This is a genomic window from Planifilum fulgidum (assembly GCF_900113175.1).
Taxonomy (GTDB): domain Bacteria; phylum Bacillota; class Bacilli; order Thermoactinomycetales; family DSM-44946; genus Planifilum; species Planifilum fulgidum.
This window is the reverse complement of sequence record NZ_FOOK01000016.1, coordinates 1-20,938: the sequence shown is the minus strand read 5'-3', so window position 1 is coordinate 20,938 and position 20,938 is coordinate 1. Positions and strand designations below refer to the sequence as shown.

At 52.5% G+C, this 20,938-nt stretch carries 13 protein-coding genes; 5 read left to right on the top strand and 8 right to left on the bottom strand.

What is annotated here, in order from left to right; translation table 11 throughout:
• Nucleotides 1-290 precede the first annotated feature (290 nt).
• Nucleotides 291-1,922, top strand: a complete 1,632-nt coding sequence (abc-f, locus tag BM063_RS10060; RefSeq protein WP_092038547.1) for a ribosomal protection-like ABC-F family protein — start codon at nt 291-293, stop codon at nt 1,920-1,922.
• An 84-nt stretch (nt 1,923-2,006) separates the two neighbouring features.
• Here the strand turns inward: abc-f and BM063_RS10055 are convergent, their stop codons facing one another.
• The 4 genes from BM063_RS10055 to BM063_RS10040 all read right to left on the bottom strand — a co-directional run bounded on the left by BM063_RS10055 (nt 2,007) and on the right by BM063_RS10040 (nt 9,485).
• Entirely contained in the window at nt 2,007-4,391 is a 2,385-nt protein-coding gene (locus tag BM063_RS10055; RefSeq protein ID WP_092038545.1) for a pPIWI_RE module domain-containing protein, read from the bottom strand.
• Between the two features lie 13 nt (nt 4,392-4,404).
• Entirely contained in the window at nt 4,405-7,500 is a 3,096-nt protein-coding gene (locus BM063_RS10050; RefSeq protein ID WP_092038543.1) for a pPIWI_RE_Z domain-containing protein, read from the bottom strand.
• A complete protein-coding gene (locus tag BM063_RS10045; RefSeq protein ID WP_092038541.1) occupies nt 7,497-8,570 on the bottom strand; it encodes a restriction endonuclease-related protein in 1,074 nt (357 codons plus the stop codon). Before BM063_RS10045 ends, BM063_RS10050 begins: the two co-directional genes overlap by 4 nt.
• A 261-nt stretch (nt 8,571-8,831) precedes the next feature.
• The gene (locus tag BM063_RS10040) at nt 8,832-9,485 is read right to left on the bottom strand and encodes a bifunctional 2-keto-4-hydroxyglutarate aldolase/2-keto-3-deoxy-6-phosphogluconate aldolase (RefSeq protein ID WP_092038539.1); all 654 of its coding nucleotides are present in this window, start codon (nt 9,483-9,485) and stop codon (nt 8,832-8,834) included.
• Between the two features lie 915 nt (nt 9,486-10,400).
• Between BM063_RS10040 and BM063_RS10030 the strand changes: the two genes are divergently transcribed.
• Entirely contained in the window at nt 10,401-11,375 is a 975-nt protein-coding gene (locus BM063_RS10030) for a thermonuclease family protein (RefSeq protein WP_177199090.1), read from the top strand.
• Between the two features lie 333 nt (nt 11,376-11,708).
• On the opposite strand, the gene BM063_RS10025 is transcribed toward BM063_RS10030, so the two are convergent.
• Nucleotides 11,709-12,704, bottom strand: coding sequence for a hypothetical protein (locus tag BM063_RS10025; RefSeq protein WP_218154432.1), 996 nt, complete (start codon nt 12,702-12,704; stop codon nt 11,709-11,711).
• A gap of 303 nt (nt 12,705-13,007) precedes the next feature.
• Nucleotides 13,008-13,679 carry a class II aldolase/adducin family protein gene (locus BM063_RS10020; RefSeq protein WP_092038531.1) on the bottom strand — a complete coding sequence of 224 codons (672 nt, stop codon included), beginning with the start codon at nt 13,677-13,679 and terminating at the stop codon, nt 13,008-13,010.
• 1,005 nt (nt 13,680-14,684) lie between these two features.
• Between BM063_RS10020 and BM063_RS10015 the strand changes: the two genes are divergently transcribed.
• Nucleotides 14,685-15,266, top strand: a complete 582-nt coding sequence (locus BM063_RS10015; RefSeq protein WP_092038529.1) for a GNAT family N-acetyltransferase — start codon at nt 14,685-14,687, stop codon at nt 15,264-15,266.
• A 513-nt stretch (nt 15,267-15,779) separates the two neighbouring features.
• Complete coding sequence (locus tag BM063_RS10010; protein ID WP_092038626.1) at nt 15,780-16,673, top strand: M23 family metallopeptidase; 894 nt, start codon at nt 15,780-15,782, stop codon at nt 16,671-16,673.
• A 99-nt stretch (nt 16,674-16,772) separates the two neighbouring features.
• On the opposite strand, the gene yhbH is transcribed toward BM063_RS10010, so the two are convergent.
• Entirely contained in the window at nt 16,773-17,933 is a 1,161-nt protein-coding gene (gene yhbH, locus BM063_RS10005) for a sporulation protein YhbH (RefSeq protein WP_092038526.1), read from the bottom strand.
• A 101-nt stretch (nt 17,934-18,034) separates the two neighbouring features.
• The gene (locus BM063_RS10000; protein ID WP_092038523.1) at nt 18,035-19,933 is read right to left on the bottom strand and encodes a PrkA family serine protein kinase; all 1,899 of its coding nucleotides are present in this window, start codon (nt 19,931-19,933) and stop codon (nt 18,035-18,037) included.
• 743 nt (nt 19,934-20,676) lie between these two features.
• Between BM063_RS10000 and BM063_RS09990 the strand changes: the two genes are divergently transcribed.
• Nucleotides 20,677-20,938 (top strand): transposase (locus BM063_RS09990; protein WP_143085308.1); only part of this gene is annotated, 262 nt, incomplete at its 3' end.

The following is a 20,938-nucleotide window of genomic DNA, read 5'->3' as shown; positions in this document are numbered from 1 at the left end:
GATGCCCCTTGAAAATCGGACGGAAAATATATAAAATCAATTTTACCTGAGCAAAGGGAGGTGAAGGGAACGATGTGTGCCGGTCGGATGGCTTGGTGGAATGAAATTTCCAATATTACCTATCGATTGGCCGCAAACGGGATTCGTGTGCCCTTTTTCAGCCATCCGAAAACGACCGGTGCATGAGGAAGGTTCCCTTCACACGGATTGCGGCTTTTCGTTCACAACAACCACACCGCAGGTGGGGCAACCTTGCCTGCGGTGTTTTGTTTTTCAAGGAGGGCATGCCGATGATCATTGCGGCCGATCGCGTGGGCAAACATCTGGAGGACCGCTGGGTATTGAGCGACGTGAGTTTCGTGGTCAAGCGGGGTGAACGGGTCGGGCTGGTCGGTCCCAACGGATCGGGAAAAACGACGCTCCTCCGCCTCCTGGCGGGAGAAATCGCGCCCGACCGGGGAACGGTGTTTCTGGCCAAAGGGGCTCGGATCGGCTACCTCGAACAAGTTCCCCAGGCGGACCCGGGAGCGACGGTGATGGACGTGCTGCGCTCCCCCTTTGCGGAGCTGATCGATCTGGAACGGAAAATGGAAGAGCTGGCAAACCGGATGGCCGATGCCACGCTCGATGAAAAGCAAATGGAACAAATCTTGAATCGATATCAGGCCTGCCAGGAGGAATTCGAAAAACGTGGCGGGTACGAGATGGAGGCCCGCATCCGCCGGGTGGTGCGCGGCCTCCGTCTTCCGGAAGATGTTCCGGATCGTCCCTTTGCCGACCTCAGCGGCGGGGAAAAGACCAAGGTCGGTCTGGCCCAGGTGTTGCTATCCGAACCCGACCTGCTCCTGCTGGACGAACCCACCAACCATCTGGATCTTTCGGCCTTGGAATGGTTGGAGGAGCTTTTATCCCAATGGCGCGGGGCGGTGGTGGTCGTATCCCACGACCGCTATTTCCTGGATCGGGTCGTCAACCGGATCATCGATTTGGAAGACGGCAGGAGCACCCTGTACCAGGGAAATTACTCCCACTTCGTCAGGGAAAAAGAACAGCGCCTGCTGGCGGAATTCCAGGCTTACCGGGAACAGCAGAAGAAAATCAAAAAGATGGAGGAAGCCATCAAGCGGTTGCGGGAGTGGGCCAACCGTTCCAACCCTCCCAGCGCCGGCCTTCACCGGAGGGCCTCCAGCATGGAAAAGGCCCTCAAGCGGATGGAGATGCTAAAGCGGCCGGTCCTGGAGCGGAAAAAAATGGCCCTGAACTTCGGCGGCCAAGAGCGGAGCGGGGAGATCGTGTTCCGGCTCGAAGACATTTACAAGCATTACGGCCGGGAGCCGGTCCTGAGGGGGGCAAACCTGGTGGTAAGATCCGGCGAAAGGGTGGCGGTGGTGGGAAAAAACGGTGCGGGAAAATCCACCCTTCTCCGCCTCCTGACCGGTGAGATTGCGCCGGATCGGGGCGAAGTGTACGTGGGACCGTCGGTCAAGGCGGGATATCTTTCCCAGCAGGGTTGGGAGGGGGACCCGGACATGACCGTGTTGGAAGCGTTCCGGGAAGAAGTCCCCTTAGATGCGGGCACGGCCCGGCAGATTCTTGCCCGGTTCCTCTTCTACGGCCACTCCGTCTTCCGCAAGATCCGGGATCTGAGCGGCGGCGAGCGGATGCGCCTGCGGCTTGCCCAGCTGATGCACCGCGAAGTGAACGCGCTGATTCTGGATGAGCCGACCAACCATCTGGACATCGACTCCCGGGAGGTGCTGGAAGAGGCGCTGCGGGATTTCCGCGGCACCATCCTCGCCGTCTCCCATGACCGCTACTTTTTGAACCAGCTGTTCGCTCCCGTCTACTGGCTGGAAAACGGCATCCTGACCCGCTTTGAGGGGAATTACGACGAAGCCCGGCGGAAACGGGGGGAGTGGTGAAGCTTTCTTTTATAAAGCGAAAGCGGATGCCCAGGAGCATCCGCTTTCTTGTTACCATACCGAAGTTTTCACTTCATCGGCACATTATATTCTCACGCGATCATTTTTGACGCTCCTTTGAACAGTGAGAAACGCCTCCAAATATTTTTTTGCCGCATTCAATCGGTGTAACGGTGCCGGATAAATCGTATGATGATCATAGGTCAGATTTGCCTTTCGCAACATGTGAAGCTGTCGAACGGCCTCTTCCACTTCACCGGGGTCCCAATGTCCCACTGGCAAAATTTCCACCAGATTGGGTTGAAGCAATAGCTCCGAAGGATCGGTAGCTTTTGTAAGCAAAACAGCTCCTCGATAGGTTTTCGGTTTTTGCCCAAGGCTATAGTAAACACCATCCTCAGAGAGGAACAGTCCGGAACGGTATGAATAAGCTTTTCCGTATTCATCGTTGTAGTAATCAGGCACCTGATCTCCCGTCGTTATTCGCAAAATGCGGAGGCGGTTGCGTTGGTAATCAAGTTCAGGCCTCGTCAGGATCCAGTCTCCATTAATCAGGTGTTTATCCTGAACGGGATAATACAACTTGGTCAAAGGAATTCGATCAAAAACAACAGTCAGAGGCCTTTCCGTTTCCTGCAGAATTTGAAGGATGGTTCGTTCGATTTCAGGTTGCTTCTCTCTTGTCAGGCCATCTCTTTCAAGCCCCTGTTTTAAACCTCCCGCATCGGTAATAAACTCGGGCAAGGCCCTCCAAGATCCGTCGTCTCCTTCCATACGGATCAAATAGCGATCACCGTCATAACGGGCGTATAATACGCGGCCCTCATTCAATTCGTGGGGCCTGAAGGCGGTAACAAACAACCAAACCCGTTCCCGATCCACCCCTTCAATCAGGTGATGCGTATAGACCCCGAAATCGCTCAGCAGATCGAAAAAGGCGTTTTTCACCCTGTGTTCAAAATTTTCCTCATTATCGTCATGCAAAAATTGGGTGATCTGTCCGCATTCCGCAAAGGCAACCCGCAATGCATGTTTGGGATCAGCCTTCGGATTTTCCGACCAGGTTTTTTTCGGTTCGATCATCACCAACGCACCATGCGCTTTACCCCATTTTGTTATCATCGTTTTCATTCTGCGCAGAGTCCGGTGAGGATGGTTGATATCTACATCCTGGACGACACCGCTGTCCGGACAATGCCTCAACTCCACCACCATTTCAGGCCCACTGGCACGCAGTTTGTACACACAATTATCCTGCCTTGAGAAATAGTCGGTCAATCCTTCAATTTGTTCAACCAAATTCTGAAATACAGGATCGGTCGTGTGACAATTGATCCGTAAACGACTTTCTTCAGAATCGGTTACAGTCATAGGGAATTTCTTTTTTACAATTCGTTTGGTTTTCACTTCCTTTAGCGGCTGCAACGGTTCCAATTCCGGAAAAACCTCTTGAAAAAGATCAAACAGTTGCTTTCTCTCCGAAAGCCCCATCCCGCCTTTGGCCACTTTTTCATTGTAATAGGAAGAATAAAAAACAGGATTGTACAATAGTAATGCGCAAATTTCTCCCTCCACATTTTGATATCTGGACGGCTCACTCAAAAGGGATTCCAATTCCAAAGGTTCGGGAAGAAAATAATTCAAGTATTCCGGTATCCAATCTTCTTTCCACTCCGCTGCAACTCCCTGTTTGGAGCTCTTGGTAATCGTTACCGGAACAAAGGGTGTTTTTCCTTGTCTGTGAGGCAAACGGATCAACACCGTGCCATTTCTTTTAGGCGACAACCCCCTTTTGACAGACACGGAAACGAAGCGATGAATTCGTGGATGAATGTACAAAAATTTTCTTCCAGGTTGGTTTGCGCGCGTTTCCACTGAAAAATAAACGGCATAGGAATATCCTTTGTAGGGTTCAGTCATGCAGCCATATTTTCCGTTCAGAAAAACCGGATAAAACCGCAATTCTCCTTCAAACACCTGCTGTTTCGTCTTTCGCTTATACTCCATGACTCTGAAGGGTTTGGCGGATTCGGCAAAACGACGGGACACATACGCTGGCAGCCAGCTGAATATCGCGTCTTGTTGATGATCCACCTTAGCCCAATCGATGCGGGACCATTCGACATCGGACGCATCGAAGGAGGCGGATTTTCCGATCCGCTTGAAATGGCGGGTAAAGTGCCAAGCAAGCACATCCGCTGGAATCGGTTGTTCAGCAACAAGTGCAGGCGTCTTTCCGGCAAGAGCCGATTCGTCGAAGCGGGTGTATAACAAGCCGGGATATAGCTGCATCAACTCCTCTCTCAAACTGGCCAAACCCGGCGTTTTCACATGACACCCTTCAGAACGGCCGGGCCAAATCATCTCACGCCAAGAAGGGGAGAACCTTAAACCATAAACCGGTTGATCCGGCACAGGGGGATGAGTCACGTCAAAGGCAAACAAATGTAATCGGTGTTGATTCGTCATAAATCATCACTCCTCATTTCCGACTTTCTTCGAATACGAGAGACTCCAACGAGGACAAGAAGGGGCCATATAATTCTTGGTAAAGCCAGTGATCCTTATAGGGCTCAAACAATTGATGCCAAGACTGAAAAAGAGTGGACGCTTCAGTACCGGAAGCAAAGCTTGAATCGATATACAACAGTCGAGCAGGCATTCCTCCCCGGACAAGGCGGCCAGCCATCTGCCAAATCGGAACAAACAAATACCAAGCCAAGTCCAACCGCTCTTCATCGCTCAATTGCATCCAGAAGTTTGGCTCGTCATGCATTTTCTCAAAAATGGCATGACAGATCTTGCGAAAACAGGAAAGCGCCTCTTTTCCGGACAACCCTTCCCTTTGAACCTGTAGGATTAAAGAAGGGATACGGCTGTGAATAAAAGAGAGAATGTAGGCAATTTCCTGGGGAGGAGGATAAGGACGGCTGACAAATAATGCTGTTCCGAAAAGAGCTTTCCGATTCTCGTCGACCAGGTTCACCCCGCGGTTCATGGCGGAAAGCGGGGTGATCAGGGCATCCACTTCTTTGGCAACTTCCATGAGGCGCGGACGTGTGACATGTATGGAATCTTTGATTTTTCGCGTCAAAGATTTGATCCGCCCCTGGAGCGGTGAACGGGAAAAAACTTCTTCCATCGCCTCACTGTCACGATAAGAATTGGTCACAATGAGCACCCTTCTCTGATTCTTCCAATGATTTTTTTCTACCTCGATCAACGAAGGCAGCTGACGCGCCAATTCTTTGAGGGCTGTCCGCCTTTCCGACGGCTTCATTCCGGACACGCGTATATGGCGACCTGTCGAATCTGTTATGGGAACAAACTTTTGAGTGATTTCCGAAGCCTTGTTGTCGGAAGTAATCAACCATTCCGGAGTCACGGACAAGGAAAAATGAGCATTGCGGGGAGCAAGGGTTGTTCCGGATAAGAGAATAACAGCAGGCCCCGCCCCGTCCCCTGCCGGCCGGAAAAGATCGGGGAACCGGTAAAGAAGAAAACGACCGACAGTATTGTATTCAATCAATTTCATGACCAGGTTTTGGGAGTCCTCTTCCTTAACTAGGCGATAGCCATAACGGTATCCCAGCGTTGGCGTGGGCAGGTGGGGTAATAACGGGTTTTTTGCGGCACTGAAGGGAAGATCAACTTCTAGCTCCTCCACAAAAGAAAGTAACTGGGGATAACGCTCCGTGATATAATCCAAGCTTGATTCCAGCCGACAAAGCCAAAGGTAAAATCGGCATTCCGCCTCGATATTCCTTATTTCAGACTTACTCAAAGATTTATCGGGAGCTAAGGCCAGCAATTGCTGAAGATCGATATTTCCGTCAAGAAAATCCTCGATTTTCTGATACCAAACCGTACCGTTACGATGACGCTCTTCCCATAATTCACTTCGGAAGGGGGACTGGTTCCAAGTCTTTAACACTTTAAAAAACGGATTCAGATCGGCAGTGGGATTCCATCTTTTGAGTGAGCATCGCACTTTATGCTCCCACTGGAATTTGAAAGAAACACGGTTCCGCAAATATTCCTGAATTTTGGGATGCTCTTTGATCAATTGGAACAGACAGCGTGTTGCATCGAGGGCATTATCACACCGCCGCAAATAACGCGTTAAAAAATGTCCCCCCGGTTCATACAAACCGTGTAAGGCATTGCGAATATCGCGAATGGCGTTTTCAATGAGGTGACCGCGATCTCCGAACAATTTTTCATCACGAATAAACAATTCGTCAAAAACTTCCTGAAGGGCATCCGCTTCATCGACGAACACCACATCCAACGCCTCATAAAACGCTTCGTATAAAGTGGGGTTATCCGGACAAATTTGGGGAGGTATGCGGGTAAACACCAAACTGGCTGGCGTGGCGATCCACACGTCCGCTTGATCCAAAGTGGCCAGTTGCCGATACAGTCCGCATTCTGATGCCATGGGACAAGCATAACGCTTTTTCCTATCATTGCTTTTATACAAACGTTGGCAAGGATATCTGTTATTTATAGTTTCGTCTTCCGCAAGGGATTCAAGCAAACAAAGCGAAGACAAGTCGATCAGGCTGGAATCCGATGCGATCTCTTCCAGTGTCAATCCCGGCCGATCCAAATATTCCCTTTCATGATCGATCCGCTGGCCCGTACCAATAATGGTGGCCACAGAGAGATTGAGCGCGCGAAGCTCTTCGGCCCGTTTCAATATATTGGCTACGCTACTTTCGATAAATCCAACCTTGGCCCCTTGTCGTTTCACCAGTTCATAAGCCACAGCCACCATCCATGTGGACTTCCCTGCGCCCAAGCCTCCCAGAATATGTGTCAATCCGGTAATATTCATGGATTTCTTACCTTGTCCATTCAAGGGGACCAAGGACAACTTTTCCATCCGGCCGGCATAATCAACCGGTTTTAAACCGTTTTCTTCCCGGATGCGATCCATTTCCCTGCCCAACTTCGCCCAGTCAAAATCGACTGGAGGGGTAAATGGACGTTTCTTTCCGCGAGTGATCTCCATAGGCGAAGAAACGACAAAACCAGAAGGTATTTTTACAAAGTATTGGTCGTTTGTTTCCTCGCGATCGTATTGAAAACATTCACCGGGCCGAGCCAAGGGGATTTTTCGCTTTCTGCGGGGAATGGCGGCAGAGAGAATCTTCTCGTATATTTTCTCTCTGTCGGAACAAACCACCGGAGAAACAGAACGCGGGTGAAAACGTCCCGATTCATCCACTGTAAACAGGCGATAGCGTTCCTCAACTTTGAGATATAATGAAAGGGCTTCTTCCCAAATGGCTTTGTTTTGAAACGAATAAACAAGCAAACGTAGGCGTCGAATCCGATCCACATCAGCGCTATTCGGGAGTACCAACTCCTCCCATCCTTTCAAAGCCGCCCACAAGTCTTTTGCCGGCCAATCACTGAGTCCACTGTGATATCCTCCGTACAGAGTGAATTCCACTTCAACAAACCGTTTCTTCCGGTGGATCTCACCTCTCTCGACACCAAAACCGAGAGCATCAAAATACCCCTTTTTCCCGATCTCTTCACACAATTGAAACAATGTCAGACGGTTCATGACACCACTCCTTCTTTCAGCAGTTGATACAGCTGATCTTCTTCACAAACATTCACCTGAAGTTCGATTCGATTGCGGACTCGATTTATGTAACCTTTACTGGCGTATTCCCTCGGAATCACAAACCAGGCATGGGTTCGGAACTCTTCCAATCTCTCGGGCCCCAATCGTTCAATATAGGTTGCCAAATGATCGGGGCTTCGAAAGCATTTCACATCTAAATAAATATTTCTGTTGTCCAGATAAACAGCAAGATCAAATCGATCCTGTTCCGGGTAACGTTCGACGCGATGGATCTTGCTCAAATTTTCGGCTATCCTTTTTTCAGGAATTCCAGGGATCAGGGTATAGCGGTGGATCCCAGGCCGAAGCCGATAGACGCGCGTATCTTTCCCAAAAGGAAAGGGCTCAGCCGTTTGTAGAGACCATTTGTTTGATCCTTCCAAATCAAAACACACATTAGCGTGACCGCAGTGCCACAATCCTGATTTTTTTAATAAACTCCAGCCGCAATAAGGACACTTTCTGGCCTGTTCCCACTCAGCAAAAGGCTCATAACAAGCTCTTATCTGCTGTTTCAAAAACTCATCCGAAAACGACGCGGCCATCTGATTCAACTCTTCTTCCGACACAACTGCCCATTCCGGATCTGACAGAAAGCTCCGAAAAAGAACATAACCCTCTTGATCGTTATTCTTACGACAATATTCAAGAACCTTTAACACTGTTAGTTCCTGATAGTCTTCTGGTCTCCCGTATGCTTGCAAAAAATATTCGGAATCCCGGCTCCATCCGTTGTTCTCCCAAAGTGGAGCTTCTAAATTGATGAAATCTTCCGCCTCGGGCAACCATGTCTTAACTGGTTGCAGCATCGCTGTCACCCATTCATTCAAGCCTAACAAAGGTTTTCTTCCATTGTTAAGAAAATAATGGGCCAATTGCCGCCGTGCATGAACAACAGAATCCGGCATGGTAAATTCATCTTTTTTCAGTGCTTCATTTAAGTTCTTTATCGCAATCAATTGGGTATATAAAATTTCCTGGATAACGTCTTTCCGGAATTCCTCCATTAAACCACCTCATCTTCAAATGTATTCCAACTATCATTTACTATTTTAATAATTTTTAGTTAAAAACACAACTCATTATTTTGAATTTTTGTTTCCATTTATCCCAGAAATAAATACCGCAATATTTATTTGCATAAATATTAAATCTACCTCATTTCCTTGAACAAAAAGGGTTGTGCCGAAGGAACGGCACAACCTTTTTCCCCTATCTCAGTAATTATTCAAACTCATAACCGATGACTTCCAGACCAGGAATGGAGTTCACCTCCCCCTCTTCCCCCTGGCCAGTTGGACCCGTTCCACATATTCGGCGGCTAATTCCTTCACCCTCCGGAAATCCCCCTGCTCCCCCGGAGCGGTGAGGTGGCTGCCGACGCTCACGAAGTCGGCTCCGTTTCGGATCCATTCCTCCACATTCTCCAGATCCACGCCGCCCGACGGCATGATGGACACCTGGGGCAGCGGACCCTTGATCGCCCGGATGACGGAAGGATCAAACAGCGCGCCCGGAAACAGCTTGATCACCTCCGCCCCGCATTCCATTGCCCGGATCATTTCGGAAACGGTCATGCAACCCGGGATATACGGCACCTGATACCGATTGCAGAGGCGGGCCGTCCCCTCGTCAAAACCGGGGCTGACCACGAACTGGGCGCCCGCCAGAATCGCGATGCGGGCCGTTTCGCTGTCGAGGACGGTGCCCGCTCCCACGATCAATTCGCCGAAGGCATCCTCTTCCCGCAGGCGGCGGATCACCCGGTCCGCCCCCGGAATGGTGAAGGTGATCTCCACCGCGGACAGCCCGCCTTCCCGACAGGCCCAGGCGATGTTTTCGGCCGTTTCAGCCTTTTTTGTGCGGATGACGGCAACGACACCGAGATCCGACAGCTTCTGCAGGACCTTCCACTTTTTCATGGCAATCCTTCCTTTCAAAATGTTCGGTCAAACCGGATGGTCCGGAGAAAGATTCCGGTTTTCTGCAGCCAAGCAACGAGGAGCGTTCCAGAAGGGAAAATCCAACGGGTTCAAACTCGCGGAAATCCCCTGCATGCGGTCAGGGCCCGCACCACCCGATCCGAGAACCGGAACGTTCTCGGACCGCTTCCTTCCTTTTCCGACGTTTGCATCGATTTTTTGGATGGACACACCTTTCCTGCGACATCTGCTGACGGCGGACACCGAACCCCGTGAATTTCGGCGCGCTGCAGCCCTTGGTTGATCCGCTTCACCACATGCGGGACCTGAGGGGACACAGGCTCGGATCCGGATACATCTGACCGGCCAAGCCGGCGTCCGCCGCCAAACGTCTTCGATACCCCTTTTCCCTATTTCTACGGATTTTTGATCACCCCTCCCGAGGGTTTCCCGGTAGGAACTTAAGCAAACCCCTTCCATACTGAAATGTTTCAACACCGCGGCGGCCAGTGGAAACGACTTTTCCAGCCACTCAAAAACAGGCCATTTCGAACTGGGCAGATACATGAAAACTTGTTATTGTAATGATGGATTTTGTCTCTGTTCCCAACGGGGCCACGCGGGTCTCTGCAAAAAAGGAATCCAGCCGCCCGTTAAAAAAATAAAAACGTGTCTCTTGATCCCTGACGGGACAAACGCTCTTTCCCGGCATTGCCAAACCCCTTCATATCTTAGCAGGCGACACCCCCGGATCCGGTGCCCGGCATGACCAGGTGGATCCGTTTCGCGAATGATCCTCAACCAGCGGCGGCCGGGGCAATCGTCATCAGTACCACTGCCGGAAACGACCCGGGATTAAATCAAAGGACGCAATTAAAGGATGACCCGAAAGCACTTCCAAGGAGGCGTTGCACGATGAAATTGCCCGTATGGCTGGTGATCCTTCTGGGGATTTTTGCCGTTGCTTCGGGGTTATTGCTCCTGGCCGCCATTTTTTTGGTTCAATCCTGGGATTTGCAGGGGCAAGCCACCGCCTACCACGTTGTGGATGGAAACACCCTGGTGTTGGAAGCCGACGGCAGGCAAATCCGCATGGATCTGGCCTTTGTGGACACCCCTCCCCCCGATTCCTACCACGGCCAAAAAGCCGTCGAGTTTTTGAAAAAGAAGGTGCAGCAGTTCAATCAAAAGGGCAATGACGATCACTTTTACTATTTAAAGAAAACAGAAAACGGTTACGTGGGCCAGATTCTCTACGGCAGGCCGGCCGAGTCCCTAAACGATGAAATGATCAGGGAAGGCTTGGCCCGGGTGGTGATACCGGACGGAGAGTGGACGGACATCACCATCAACTCATACCTCTCCGCTCAAAAGGAAGCCCGGCGTCTCAAGCGGGGGATCTGGGCCCACAAGGGATATGTGACCAAGGATGGATTCGACCCCGAAATCGGGAGAAAGATCCTCCAAGACCACGAAGCCGCCGAGCGCCGCGCCCGACAGAAAGCCGAAGCCCGAAAACGCAAGCAAATCGAGGAGGAAAAAGCATATCATCGCCAGATCAAACAGGCCTTGGACAAGGTGAAACAGAAGGACGAACGGATCGCCTTCATTCGATATGAGGAAGACCCCTCGAAACGGGGAAAAAGCTCCTATACCATTTTCGTCAAAGTGTACGTCAAGGAACAGGCATGGGCCGACATGACCAACAGCCAGAAACTGTCCCTCGTCGCCACCTCCTACAAAAGCATCCAGGAATCGCTCGAGGGATTAAAATACACAAGAGATGGATTGGCTGCCTACGTGGAATATTACAGCGACACCGCCGGGGATTTGGTTGCGAGAGAAAAACTGATCCATTTAAGAGGATCCAAATGGCTGATTCTGCGGTGACCTTCTCCGCCACTTGGAATCACTCCCATCGACAAATACTGGAGGCGCTGCCATCCGCCATCGGCAGCGCCTCTCACATGCAGGCGTCCCTTTTCGCTTCCCCGCCCCTCAGCACCCGGTGCAGCCGGCCTGAGGGGTGGTTGGCAATGTTCCCCCGACGCCCGAGCCGATCAGGCTTCATTATTTGGTGTCTCCAAAAATGAAAAAAGCGGCTTTGCATGGAGTGGGGAGACAACCTCCTATAATGTATCGCTGCGCGTCCATGCCCACAGAAAGCTCCATGCAAAGCCGCAGCCTTTTGGGGATACTCGACTCGACAAATGGAATCCATGTTTATTCATCGGAGGCGCTATAGCCATTAAAGTATCCTACATTGTCGGAAGCAGTGCCTTGCTCGGTTGTCCGATTGGTGTTGAACCAGAGTTTATCTCCGTTGGCGATGCCAACGCCCTCGATCTCGAAAAGCTTTTTGTATGCACTGGATGTAATCCGGAATGACAGATCATCATCCGCATAGATCGTGCCCGAAGCGGCAGATATATTGCGATAAACAAGTACAACGCTGATGTTGTTGAAACCATCCGGATCATTTGTTTCAGTCACCGGAAAATACAATGTATCTTTATATAAACCGATTCCCTGGGTTGTCCACGAGGGCAAGAAGTCCTTGACGGGCTTGCCATTGACCAGCGCATCTTCAACGTTTAAGTCAAAGGCATGCGTCACATGAATCGTACCGCTTGTTGCGTTGATTGGAAGCGATCCCCTGTAGAATTTCGTCGAAGATTTAAAGAGAAAATAGATGTTTTTGCTGTCCTTTCCGGTAATAGCAACTCCCGACATTGACACATCCTCACCGTTATATCTGATTGTGTAGTTGCCCACTTTGTAATAGGTATTTCCTACATACTGCAGTTTAACAAGACTCATCGCGCCTTTTTTCATAGTAACGACAAACATATAGTACTTTCCGTCGTTGCTATGGAGTGCAATATCATTGCCGTGACCCAGGTAGGTGGCGTAAGTTGTCCCGTCATCACCGTTTTTCATGAGTGTGGTGGTCCCGTCGCTCATTCTGGTTCGGTAAATGACCGCCCTGGTTTCATCCTTTTTGATTTTTATGGAATATACGTAAGTGGATCCCACGGCAAACCCCTGTACGGCAGTGCACCCATGCGCATCAGGGAGTGTATCCACGGTGGTATAGGTGTTATAGTATGCTGCACTGGCTGCGTCAGGGATTATCATCGTCGCGCAGAGAACAAGGCTTAAAAAAACGAAGGCAAAACGCTTTCTCCGAAACCATCTTCTTGTGAACATACTTTTCATAAAGATACCTCCATAAACAGAATTTCTTCGGTTTTCCTTCTTCATTCTCTCATACCAACACACATCCAAGCAGCAGTGAAATCTGGGCGAAAAATATGGGATGATCCATTTCTGCCTGGAAGTCGGATTTCCAACCACTGGTGGATCGAAGCATAAAATTCTTGGTCACAAACTCTTTCACACTCCGATAACAGAAGCGGCACTGAGGATTCGAATCATCCAACATGGCCGGACACTGTTTGAATTCCACCTGAGCCGGTTCCTGCAGGGAAATTTCCCGCGAAAATTTCCATTCTCCCCTTTTTATCGATCTTCTCGGGCGGCAAAGTAGGAACCAAAGTTTTTGCGCGTCTCCTCCAATTGTTCCGGTGTGAGGAGCTCCCAGCGGCCGATCATTTTGGCGCCGAAGGCCAATTGGGCGACGGTTTCGATGATCTCCGCCCGGACATAAGCCTTGGACAGGCTTTCCCCCACCGCGATCACCCCGTGATTTTTCAGGAGCGCTCCGTTGGCGCCGGCCCTTCTGAGCGCCTCGACGGCGTTTCTGGCCAACTCCTCCGAACCGTATACGGCATAGTCCGCCACCGGCACCCGGTCCCCGATTTCGGCGATCAGATAATGGACCGCGGGAATCTCTTCCCCCGCACACGCGAACATGGTGGCGTAGGTGGAATGGGTATGGACGACCGCCCGCACATCGGACCGGAGCCGATAGATCGCCCTGTGCATCGGCGTCTCCGAGGAAGGTTTGCGGCTCCCGCGGACCGGTGTGCCGCTTTCCAGATCCACCTGCACCAAATCCTCCACGGTGATTTCGTCATAGGGGATCGCCGAGGGAGTGATCCACATCCGGCCGGGGCTCTCCGGATCCCGGACGCTCACATTCCCGCTCGTTCCCCGCACCAGCCCCGTGCGATACAATTCCTTGGCGGTGTGAATGAGTTCCTTCAGTTCTTCCACAACGCATTCCCCCATCCTCGTTTTCTCTCCAAATCGCCCGCACCTGCGCCTGTGCCGCTGCCTGTCCGGTGACCGGAATGTGGAACCGGCCCCCCGCGCGACGCCCCGGCGATCGCCCGGATCTCGTTATCTCCGCAGGCGATGCCGATGCCACGCTTTCGCCGGAAATCTTCCCTGGAGGGGACAATGCCCCCGTTCGCACAGGCCATCGAAGGAACATTTCCCGCTTTCATCGGAATAAACGGAGAATCACATCCCCCACACTGCAGGCGGACCGCATCTTGCCGGCCAGATCCGCGTTCCGTTCCGGCGCGATGATCAAACGTCTTCACCGGTAAGGCCGATCCCCACGATTACCGTCGCCTCCTCCAGTCCGCCCAACCGCGCGGATGTTGGGATCTGCTCTCGGCGCCCGCAACGGCAGGGGCGGGAAGATAATCAGGCTCGGCTCTCAGCGCCTGTGTCTTCATCCGGACGAAGGCAGGCCGGAGCATGCCCCCTTGAGGCCCGAACCCCTGCAACTCCTCCGTCAATGACAAATCCGGTCTTTGCCATACAGCGTCCGGCAGGGAATTCCGGCTCGTTTACGCTTCAGCCAGCGGAGGATCGCCGCCTTCGAACCGGAAAACCATCATCTCCGGAAAATAACCGGCCAAAGTCCCCTTTCAACCGGTCACTCCGCACGAAACGCTCCCCGGCAATTTCAAGTCACCCCCCAGTAAAGATGGAGATTTGTTCTATCCATTATCATTGGACTTGCTACAATTTGCAAATAAAAAATGATGCCCTCCCACGCGGACCTTCCCTTGAGATCCCGGCATGGGCCGCCTACCGGAAATCCCCGTGAATCCGCCTCCTTCCTACCATCATGTTCCATTCAAAATTTATCCGGATCTCTGTCAATCTTCTTCTCGTTTTTCTCCAAAAACCGACGGCCATTGACAGAGGGAATCAAAAAATATTACATTTATAACGAATGGTAAAAATTCATCAATCCCCATTGAGAAAAGGCGGTTGACCATGATCGAAGTCCTGTGCGCAAAGGAATTGGGAGATGCGGCAAAGAAGCGGATCAGCGAGATCTTTGTCGATGCCTTTGGCCACCATTTGTCTTTCTTTTCGAAAGACAAAAACAAATTGGCCGAGGCGCTGGAGCACATGTTCGTCCTGGATGTTTTCCACGTCGCCCGGATCGAAGGCAATATCGCGGGAATGGCCGCCTGCACCGCCAGCGATGTTCACCCGGTGAACCACGACCGAAACGAATTGCGCAAGCATTTTGGCATATACAAGGGCACGATCGCCAACGTGGTGTTCAAACGGGAATTTCAAAAGCCGATCAAGGTGGGGAAACGAACGGCGTTCATCCAATTTTTCGCCACCGACCCCAAGTACCGAAGGCGCGGGGTTGCCAAGGCGATCATGAATCACCTGCTTTCTCTGCCCCAATACGATGAATACATCCTGGAGCTGACGAACACGGACCCCCGGGTCATCCGATTGTATGAAAAACTGGGCTTCAAGGAGTTTGAGCGGATCAAACAGAAATACAGCCGCCTGAGCGGCCTGGATTACATGGTTTATATGCGTTACGCCAAGTGAAACCGGAGACAAAAAGGCCTGTGCAACCGGCGATTGCCTGTGGAGCGCCCCTTCACCATGGAGGATGTGCAAGCGTTCTGCTCCATTTCCGGCGACACCGGCGCACCATGTGACGCCGGATGAACGCGGGTTGTCGGTGTACACCGCCTGGCCGGCAAAACGGCGGGGATTTGAAGGACTCGCTCAGGCCGGTGATTGGGGAGACCATTTGCTGTGAAGCGACCGTCCATGATGAACGGATGGAAAGCAAAGCGGGATTCCTTGCGCCTTGGAGCTCTTCCAGGGCGGAAAGGAGATTTTGGAATATCCTTTGAAGGAATGATCGGGCTTTAGACGGCGGTCCCCGATTTTTTTATGCTTTCGGGATGCGGCTCCTTCTTCCCATGATTTTGGCCCCATTCCCGTCAGGTGAGCAAAGCCGCCGCGATGTCCGATCTCCTTTCCTAGACAACGAGATGGATATTTGTGCTATATTGGATGGGTGAAATCCATTTTTTGCATGGAAAGAAAAAAATGATTTTGCCCATCCTGATGGTCGTCGGTATGCTTCTGCCCGCCGCACTTCTCCTTTCCCTTTGGAGGGGATCGGTTCAGAGTCGGACGGAGTGGTATGTCAAACTGCTGGCGCTGGCAATGTTTTTCGTCTGGATATTCTTTTCCGGCCGCTGGGATTGGGGCGGCTACCCCCTGCGCTGGGTTTGGCCTGTTCTGTTCTTGGCGGCGGTCTTCGCCTCCTGGAAAAAGGCGCGCCGCCTTCCAGCCAAGACACCGCTCAGCAAAAAACAGAAATGGTCCATCGCCGTCTACGCATTTCTCGTCTTGATTTTCGGCACCTACAATCTGGGGGTGCTGACCAGCCACTGGCCGGCGGATGAGGCCCTGGAAATCTCCTTCCCCCTCCGAAGCGGGACGTATTACGTGGCCCACGGCGGCAGCCAGGTGCAGATGAATTATCACAGCGCGCATCCCCCCCAGCGGTATGCCCTGGACATTGTCCGGTTGAACCGGTTGGGCACCCGCGCCAAAGGGCTGTATCCGAAGGAGCTGACCCGGTACGAGATCTTCGGAGACCCCGTGTACAGTCCCTGCACGGGAAAAGTGATCGAGGCCCGCGACGATCTGCCCGATTTGACCCCGCCGGAAATGGACCCTGAAAACCCGGAAGGCAATCATGTCATCCTCACCTGTGACGGGGATGATGCCCGCCTCCTTCTGGCCCACCTCAAGCGGGGCAGCGTTTCCGTGAAAAACGGAGAAAAAGTAAAGGAAGGGCAGCGGATCGGCCGGGTGGGCAATTCCGGAAACACGAGCGAACCCCATCTCCACATCCACGCAGAACGCGACGGCGCGGGCGTTCCCCTTCGCTTCGGCGGCCGGTTTCCCGTCAGAAATGATCTGGTGAGATGATCCCCCTTCCCCTTTCCGGTTCACTCCAACTCACGACAAAAGCCGGGCGCATGTGCACGCCCGGCTGAAAACGCCTTCCGGCGATGCTCCGGAGTCTCTTCACCCCGCCGGCGCTTCCTCGTCCCGATTCGAGAAGAAGTGCTTCAGGGCATCGTACACCTGTCCCTTCTCCCGGATGACGTAGTAGCGAAACTTGGGATCCCGGATGTGGCGGTAGGCGCTCATCAGGGTGGAATGGCGGCCGTACTGGTTCACTTCGGTGTAGCCGAAGAGGTTGGAGCGCTTGATCAATTCCTGGACGAGTCGGACGCAGCGTTCATTGTCCGAGACAAGGTTGTCGCCGTCGGAGAAATGGAAGGGATAGATGTTGTAACGGTGGGGCGGATAGCGGCGGTCGATCATCGCCAGGGCGAGACGGTAGGCGGAGGAGCACATGGTTCCCCCGCTTTCCCCCCTTTTGAAAAACTGTTCCTCGGTCACTTCCTTCGCTTCGGTATGGTGGGCGATAAACCGGATGTCCACCTGGCTGTACTTGGTGCGGAGGAAGCGAACCATCCAGAAAAAGAAGCTCCGGGCGACATATTTTTCAAAGACTCCCATCGAACCCGACGTATCCATCATGGCGATGACGACGGCGTTGGAATGGGGGCGGACCACCTCTTCCCAGGTTTTGAAGCGCAGGTCTTCGTCGGAAATCCGGCCGAGACCGGGCCGCCCTCTGAGGGCGTTTCGCTTGATGGCTTCCAGGATGGTCCGCTTTTTGTCGATGTTGCCCATCAGCCCCCTTTTGCGGACATCATTGAACCGGATGTCCGGGGTCTGCATCTCGTCCTGCTGCTTGGGGGCCATCCGGGGCAGGGACAGCTCGGCAAACAGGATCTCCTCCAACTCCTCCAGGGTGATTTCCGCCTCGTAGTAATCCATTCCCGGCAGATCCCCCGCCCCGGAACCCTTCCCCGGACCCTTTCCGGGAGCGGACTCCCGGGCGATCACGTCTCCCACCTTGCTGTTCCCCGTCCCCTGGCCCACCTGTTTGCTTTTGTTGTAATTGTAGCGGAAGCGGTATTCCTCCATCGAACGGATGGGGATTTTCACCACTTGCCTTCCGTCCGACATGATGATGCTTTCCTCGCTGATCAGATCCGGAAGATTCTTCCGGATCGCCTCCTTCACCTTCTCGTTGTGGCGCATCTGGTCCTGGTAACCCTTTCGGTGCAGGGACCAATCCTCCTGGGACACGATGAAGAGCGGGCCTTCCACTTCCGATCACCCCCCGTACCAATCCGCCTGCCGGCGGATCGCTCTTGCGGCCCATTCCGCCGGAAGGCGGTGAAAAACGCGCATTGCCCGGGCGCGCCCCTTCACCGGTTGAGCAGACTGCCCACATACCGGAGAAGCTCATTGGCGCAGATCGGGCAGTATCCGTTTTCATCGATGAGGCGCGCCGTCACCTCGTTGATTTTCTTCAACTGGTTCTCATCCGGCGTTTTGGTGGACGTGGTGATCTTCACCACATCCTTCAGATCGGCGAACAATTTTTTCTGGATGGCTTCCCTCAGCCGTTCGTGGCTGTTGTAGTCGAATTTTTTCCCCTTGCGGGCATAGGCGGAAATGCGGATGAGGATTTCTTCGCGAAACGCCTTTTTGGCGTTCTCGGAAATGCCGATCTGCTCCTCGATGGAGCGCATCAGCTTCTCGTCGGGATCCAATTCCTCCCCCGTGATCGGATCGCGGATCTTGGTCATGTTGCAATAGGCTTCCACATTGTCCAGGTAATTGTCGAGCAGGGTCTTGGCCGACTCTTCATAGGAGTAGACGAAGGCCTTCTGCACTTCCTTTTTCGCCAGTTCATCGTACTCCTTGCGAGCGATGGAGATGAAATTGAGATATTTCTCCCGCTGCTCCCGGGTGATGGACGGATGCTGGTTGAGGCCGTCCTTCAGGGAACGCAGAATATCCAGGGCGTTGATGCAGTTGGTATCGCTGCGGATCAGCGCGCTGGAGATGCGGTTGATCACATATCGGGGATCGATCCCCGTCATCCCCTCATCCAGGAATTCGTTTTGCAACTCCTCCACATCGGCTTCCTTGTACCCCTCCACCGCTTCGCCGTCATACAGGCGCATCTTTTTGACCAGATCCATTCCCTGCTTTTTCGATTCCTTCAGCCGCGTCAAGATGGTGAACACCGCCGCCGCGTACAGAGCGTGGGGGGCGATGTGCACATGCTTCAGATCGCTTTGGCGGATCAGCTTTTCATAGATCTTGACTTCCTCGGACACCCGGAGATTGTAGGGAATCGGCATCACGATGATCCGGGACTGGAGCGCCTCATTCTTTTTGTTGCTGATAAACGCCTTGTATTCCGCCTCGTTCGTATGGGCAATGATCAGTTCGTCGGCGGAGATGAGCGCAAACCGCCCCGCCTTGAAATTTCCCTCCTGGGTCAGGGAAAGCAGGTTCCACAAAAATTTCTCGTCGCATTTGAGCATCTCCTGAAATTCCATCAGTCCGCGGTTGGCCTTGTTGAGCTCCCCGTCGAAACGGTAGGCCCGGGGATCCGACTCCGATCCGTATTCGGTGATGGTGGAAAAATCGATGCTGCCCGTAAGTTCAGAGATATCCTGGGACTTGGGATCGGAAGGGCTGAAGGTGCCGATCCCGACCCGGTCGTCCTCCGACAGCAGCACCCGCTCCACCATCACATCTTCCACTCTTCCGCCGTATTCTTCCTTGAGGCGCAGGCGACAGGAGGGACAAAGGTTCCCCTCGATCTTGACCCCCAGTTCCCGCTCCGCTTCCTCCCGGAGCTCCGGCGGGATCAAATGGAGGGGTTCCTCGTGCATCGGGCAGCCCTTGATGGCGTACACCGCCCCCTCGTCCGTCCGGGAATATTGTTCCAGCCCCTTCTTGAGAAGGGTGACAATGGTCGATTTCCCTCCGCTGACCGGCCCCATCAACAACAAGATCCGCTTGCGTACGTCCAGACGACGAGCAGCGGAATGAAAATACTCCTCCACCAGGCGTTCAATCGCCCGGTCCAGCCCGAAAAGTTCCCTGCTAAAAAAGGGGTACCGCTTGTTCCCCTGTTCATCCACTTCCACTCCGTGACTGATGATCATGTTGTAGACCCGCGAATGGGCCGTCTGAGCCACCTGCGGCCGCTTGCGCACAATTTCCAAATATTCCGAAAAGGTTCCTTCCCACGCCAATTGCTTCTCTTTCTCCCGCTGCTCGGCGATCTTTTTGAGGATGTCCATCGAAGCTCCCCCTCCGCTTAAGCTTCGCTCCCTTTGGCACCGGCGGTTCTTACCTACATATGACATTCCGTCCCAACCTATGCACGTCCAATGAAAAAAAGCCGCTCCCTCGCGAGGGCTAAGAGAAAGTTTGGAAGATAGTATATATTTATGCGCGCGGGTGGACGATGTTTCTTGATGGCCGCCTTCTCCCGCCCTCTTCATGCGAAAAGCGGCGGATGTCCCCCCGGAAACCGGCTTCCGAATAAATATGCGCAGAAAGGGCGACAATAAAGTTTACGGAGACGATCTGAAAATCATTTCTCCCGCCCCAGCGGCGGAAGTCCCTGAACACGGACGCGTGTCGCCCGACGGAAAGAAGGGAAAATTACAGAAGATCAAGAAGATCTTAACATCCGCTTTACACACTTCGGGTGCCAAAGGGTTACAATAAAGACAAAAGGAAGAAAGGTGCTGGTCATCCTTGACCCTCCTGGAACTCTGTTTCCCGGGTTTGGTCATCCTCGTCGGTCTGTACAGTTTGTACCGGTACCTCAAGGAACAGGCGGAACTTCCCAAATACAGACCTTCCACGAAAATTTCCGGAACCGAGAACAAGCTGTCGGAAAATCGAGCGTTCGTTCCTTTAAAAAATAGACAATAAAAAACGAGCCCCGTCGGGCTCGTGAGGCTGTTGACAAAGAAGGGTCAACAGCCTTTTTTGTTGAATTCGGAATAAAACAATTCCGAAGGAAGGTTTTTATATGTTCAGGACGAACCCATCTAGGGAATTTCAACCCGAAACAGTCAACATAGAAGACCTTGTTCCCCAAGATCACTTGCTTAGAAAAATCAATGAAACCATCGACTTTTCGTTTATCGCGGAAAAATGCCGCCCCTTGTATTGTCAAGATAATGGGCGTCCTTGCATCGATCCGGTCATGCTGTTCAAAATGCTTTTGATCGGTTATTTGTACGGAATTCGTTCGGAAAGACGCCTCATTGAGGAAATCCGGGTCAACATCG

What these genes read in the sequence shown, in the direction of transcription:
- BM063_RS10020 (WP_092038531.1), bottom strand. Translation starts at nt 13,679, where the DNA reads ATGGGGGAATGCGTTGTGGAAGAACTGAAGGAACTCATTCACACCGCC.
- BM063_RS10050 (WP_092038543.1), bottom strand. Translation starts at nt 7,500, where the DNA reads ATGAACCGTCTGACATTGTTTCAATTGTGTGAAGAGATCGGGAAAAAG.
- BM063_RS10015 (WP_092038529.1), top strand. Translation starts at nt 14,685, where the DNA reads ATGATCGAAGTCCTGTGCGCAAAGGAATTGGGAGATGCGGCAAAGAAG.
- BM063_RS10040 (WP_092038539.1), bottom strand. Translation starts at nt 9,485, where the DNA reads ATGAAAAAGTGGAAGGTCCTGCAGAAGCTGTCGGATCTCGGTGTCGTT.
- BM063_RS10025 (WP_218154432.1), bottom strand. Translation starts at nt 12,704, where the DNA reads ATGAAAAGTATGTTCACAAGAAGATGGTTTCGGAGAAAGCGTTTTGCC.
- BM063_RS10030 (WP_177199090.1), top strand. Translation starts at nt 10,401, where the DNA reads ATGAAATTGCCCGTATGGCTGGTGATCCTTCTGGGGATTTTTGCCGTT.
- BM063_RS10055 (WP_092038545.1), bottom strand. Translation starts at nt 4,391, where the DNA reads ATGACGAATCAACACCGATTACATTTGTTTGCCTTTGACGTGACTCAT.
- BM063_RS10045 (WP_092038541.1), bottom strand. Translation starts at nt 8,570, where the DNA reads ATGGAGGAATTCCGGAAAGACGTTATCCAGGAAATTTTATATACCCAA.
- abc-f (WP_092038547.1), top strand. Translation starts at nt 291, where the DNA reads ATGATCATTGCGGCCGATCGCGTGGGCAAACATCTGGAGGACCGCTGG.
- BM063_RS10010 (WP_092038626.1), top strand. Translation starts at nt 15,780, where the DNA reads ATGATTTTGCCCATCCTGATGGTCGTCGGTATGCTTCTGCCCGCCGCA.
- BM063_RS10000 (WP_092038523.1), bottom strand. Translation starts at nt 19,933, where the DNA reads ATGGACATCCTCAAAAAGATCGCCGAGCAGCGGGAGAAAGAGAAGCAA.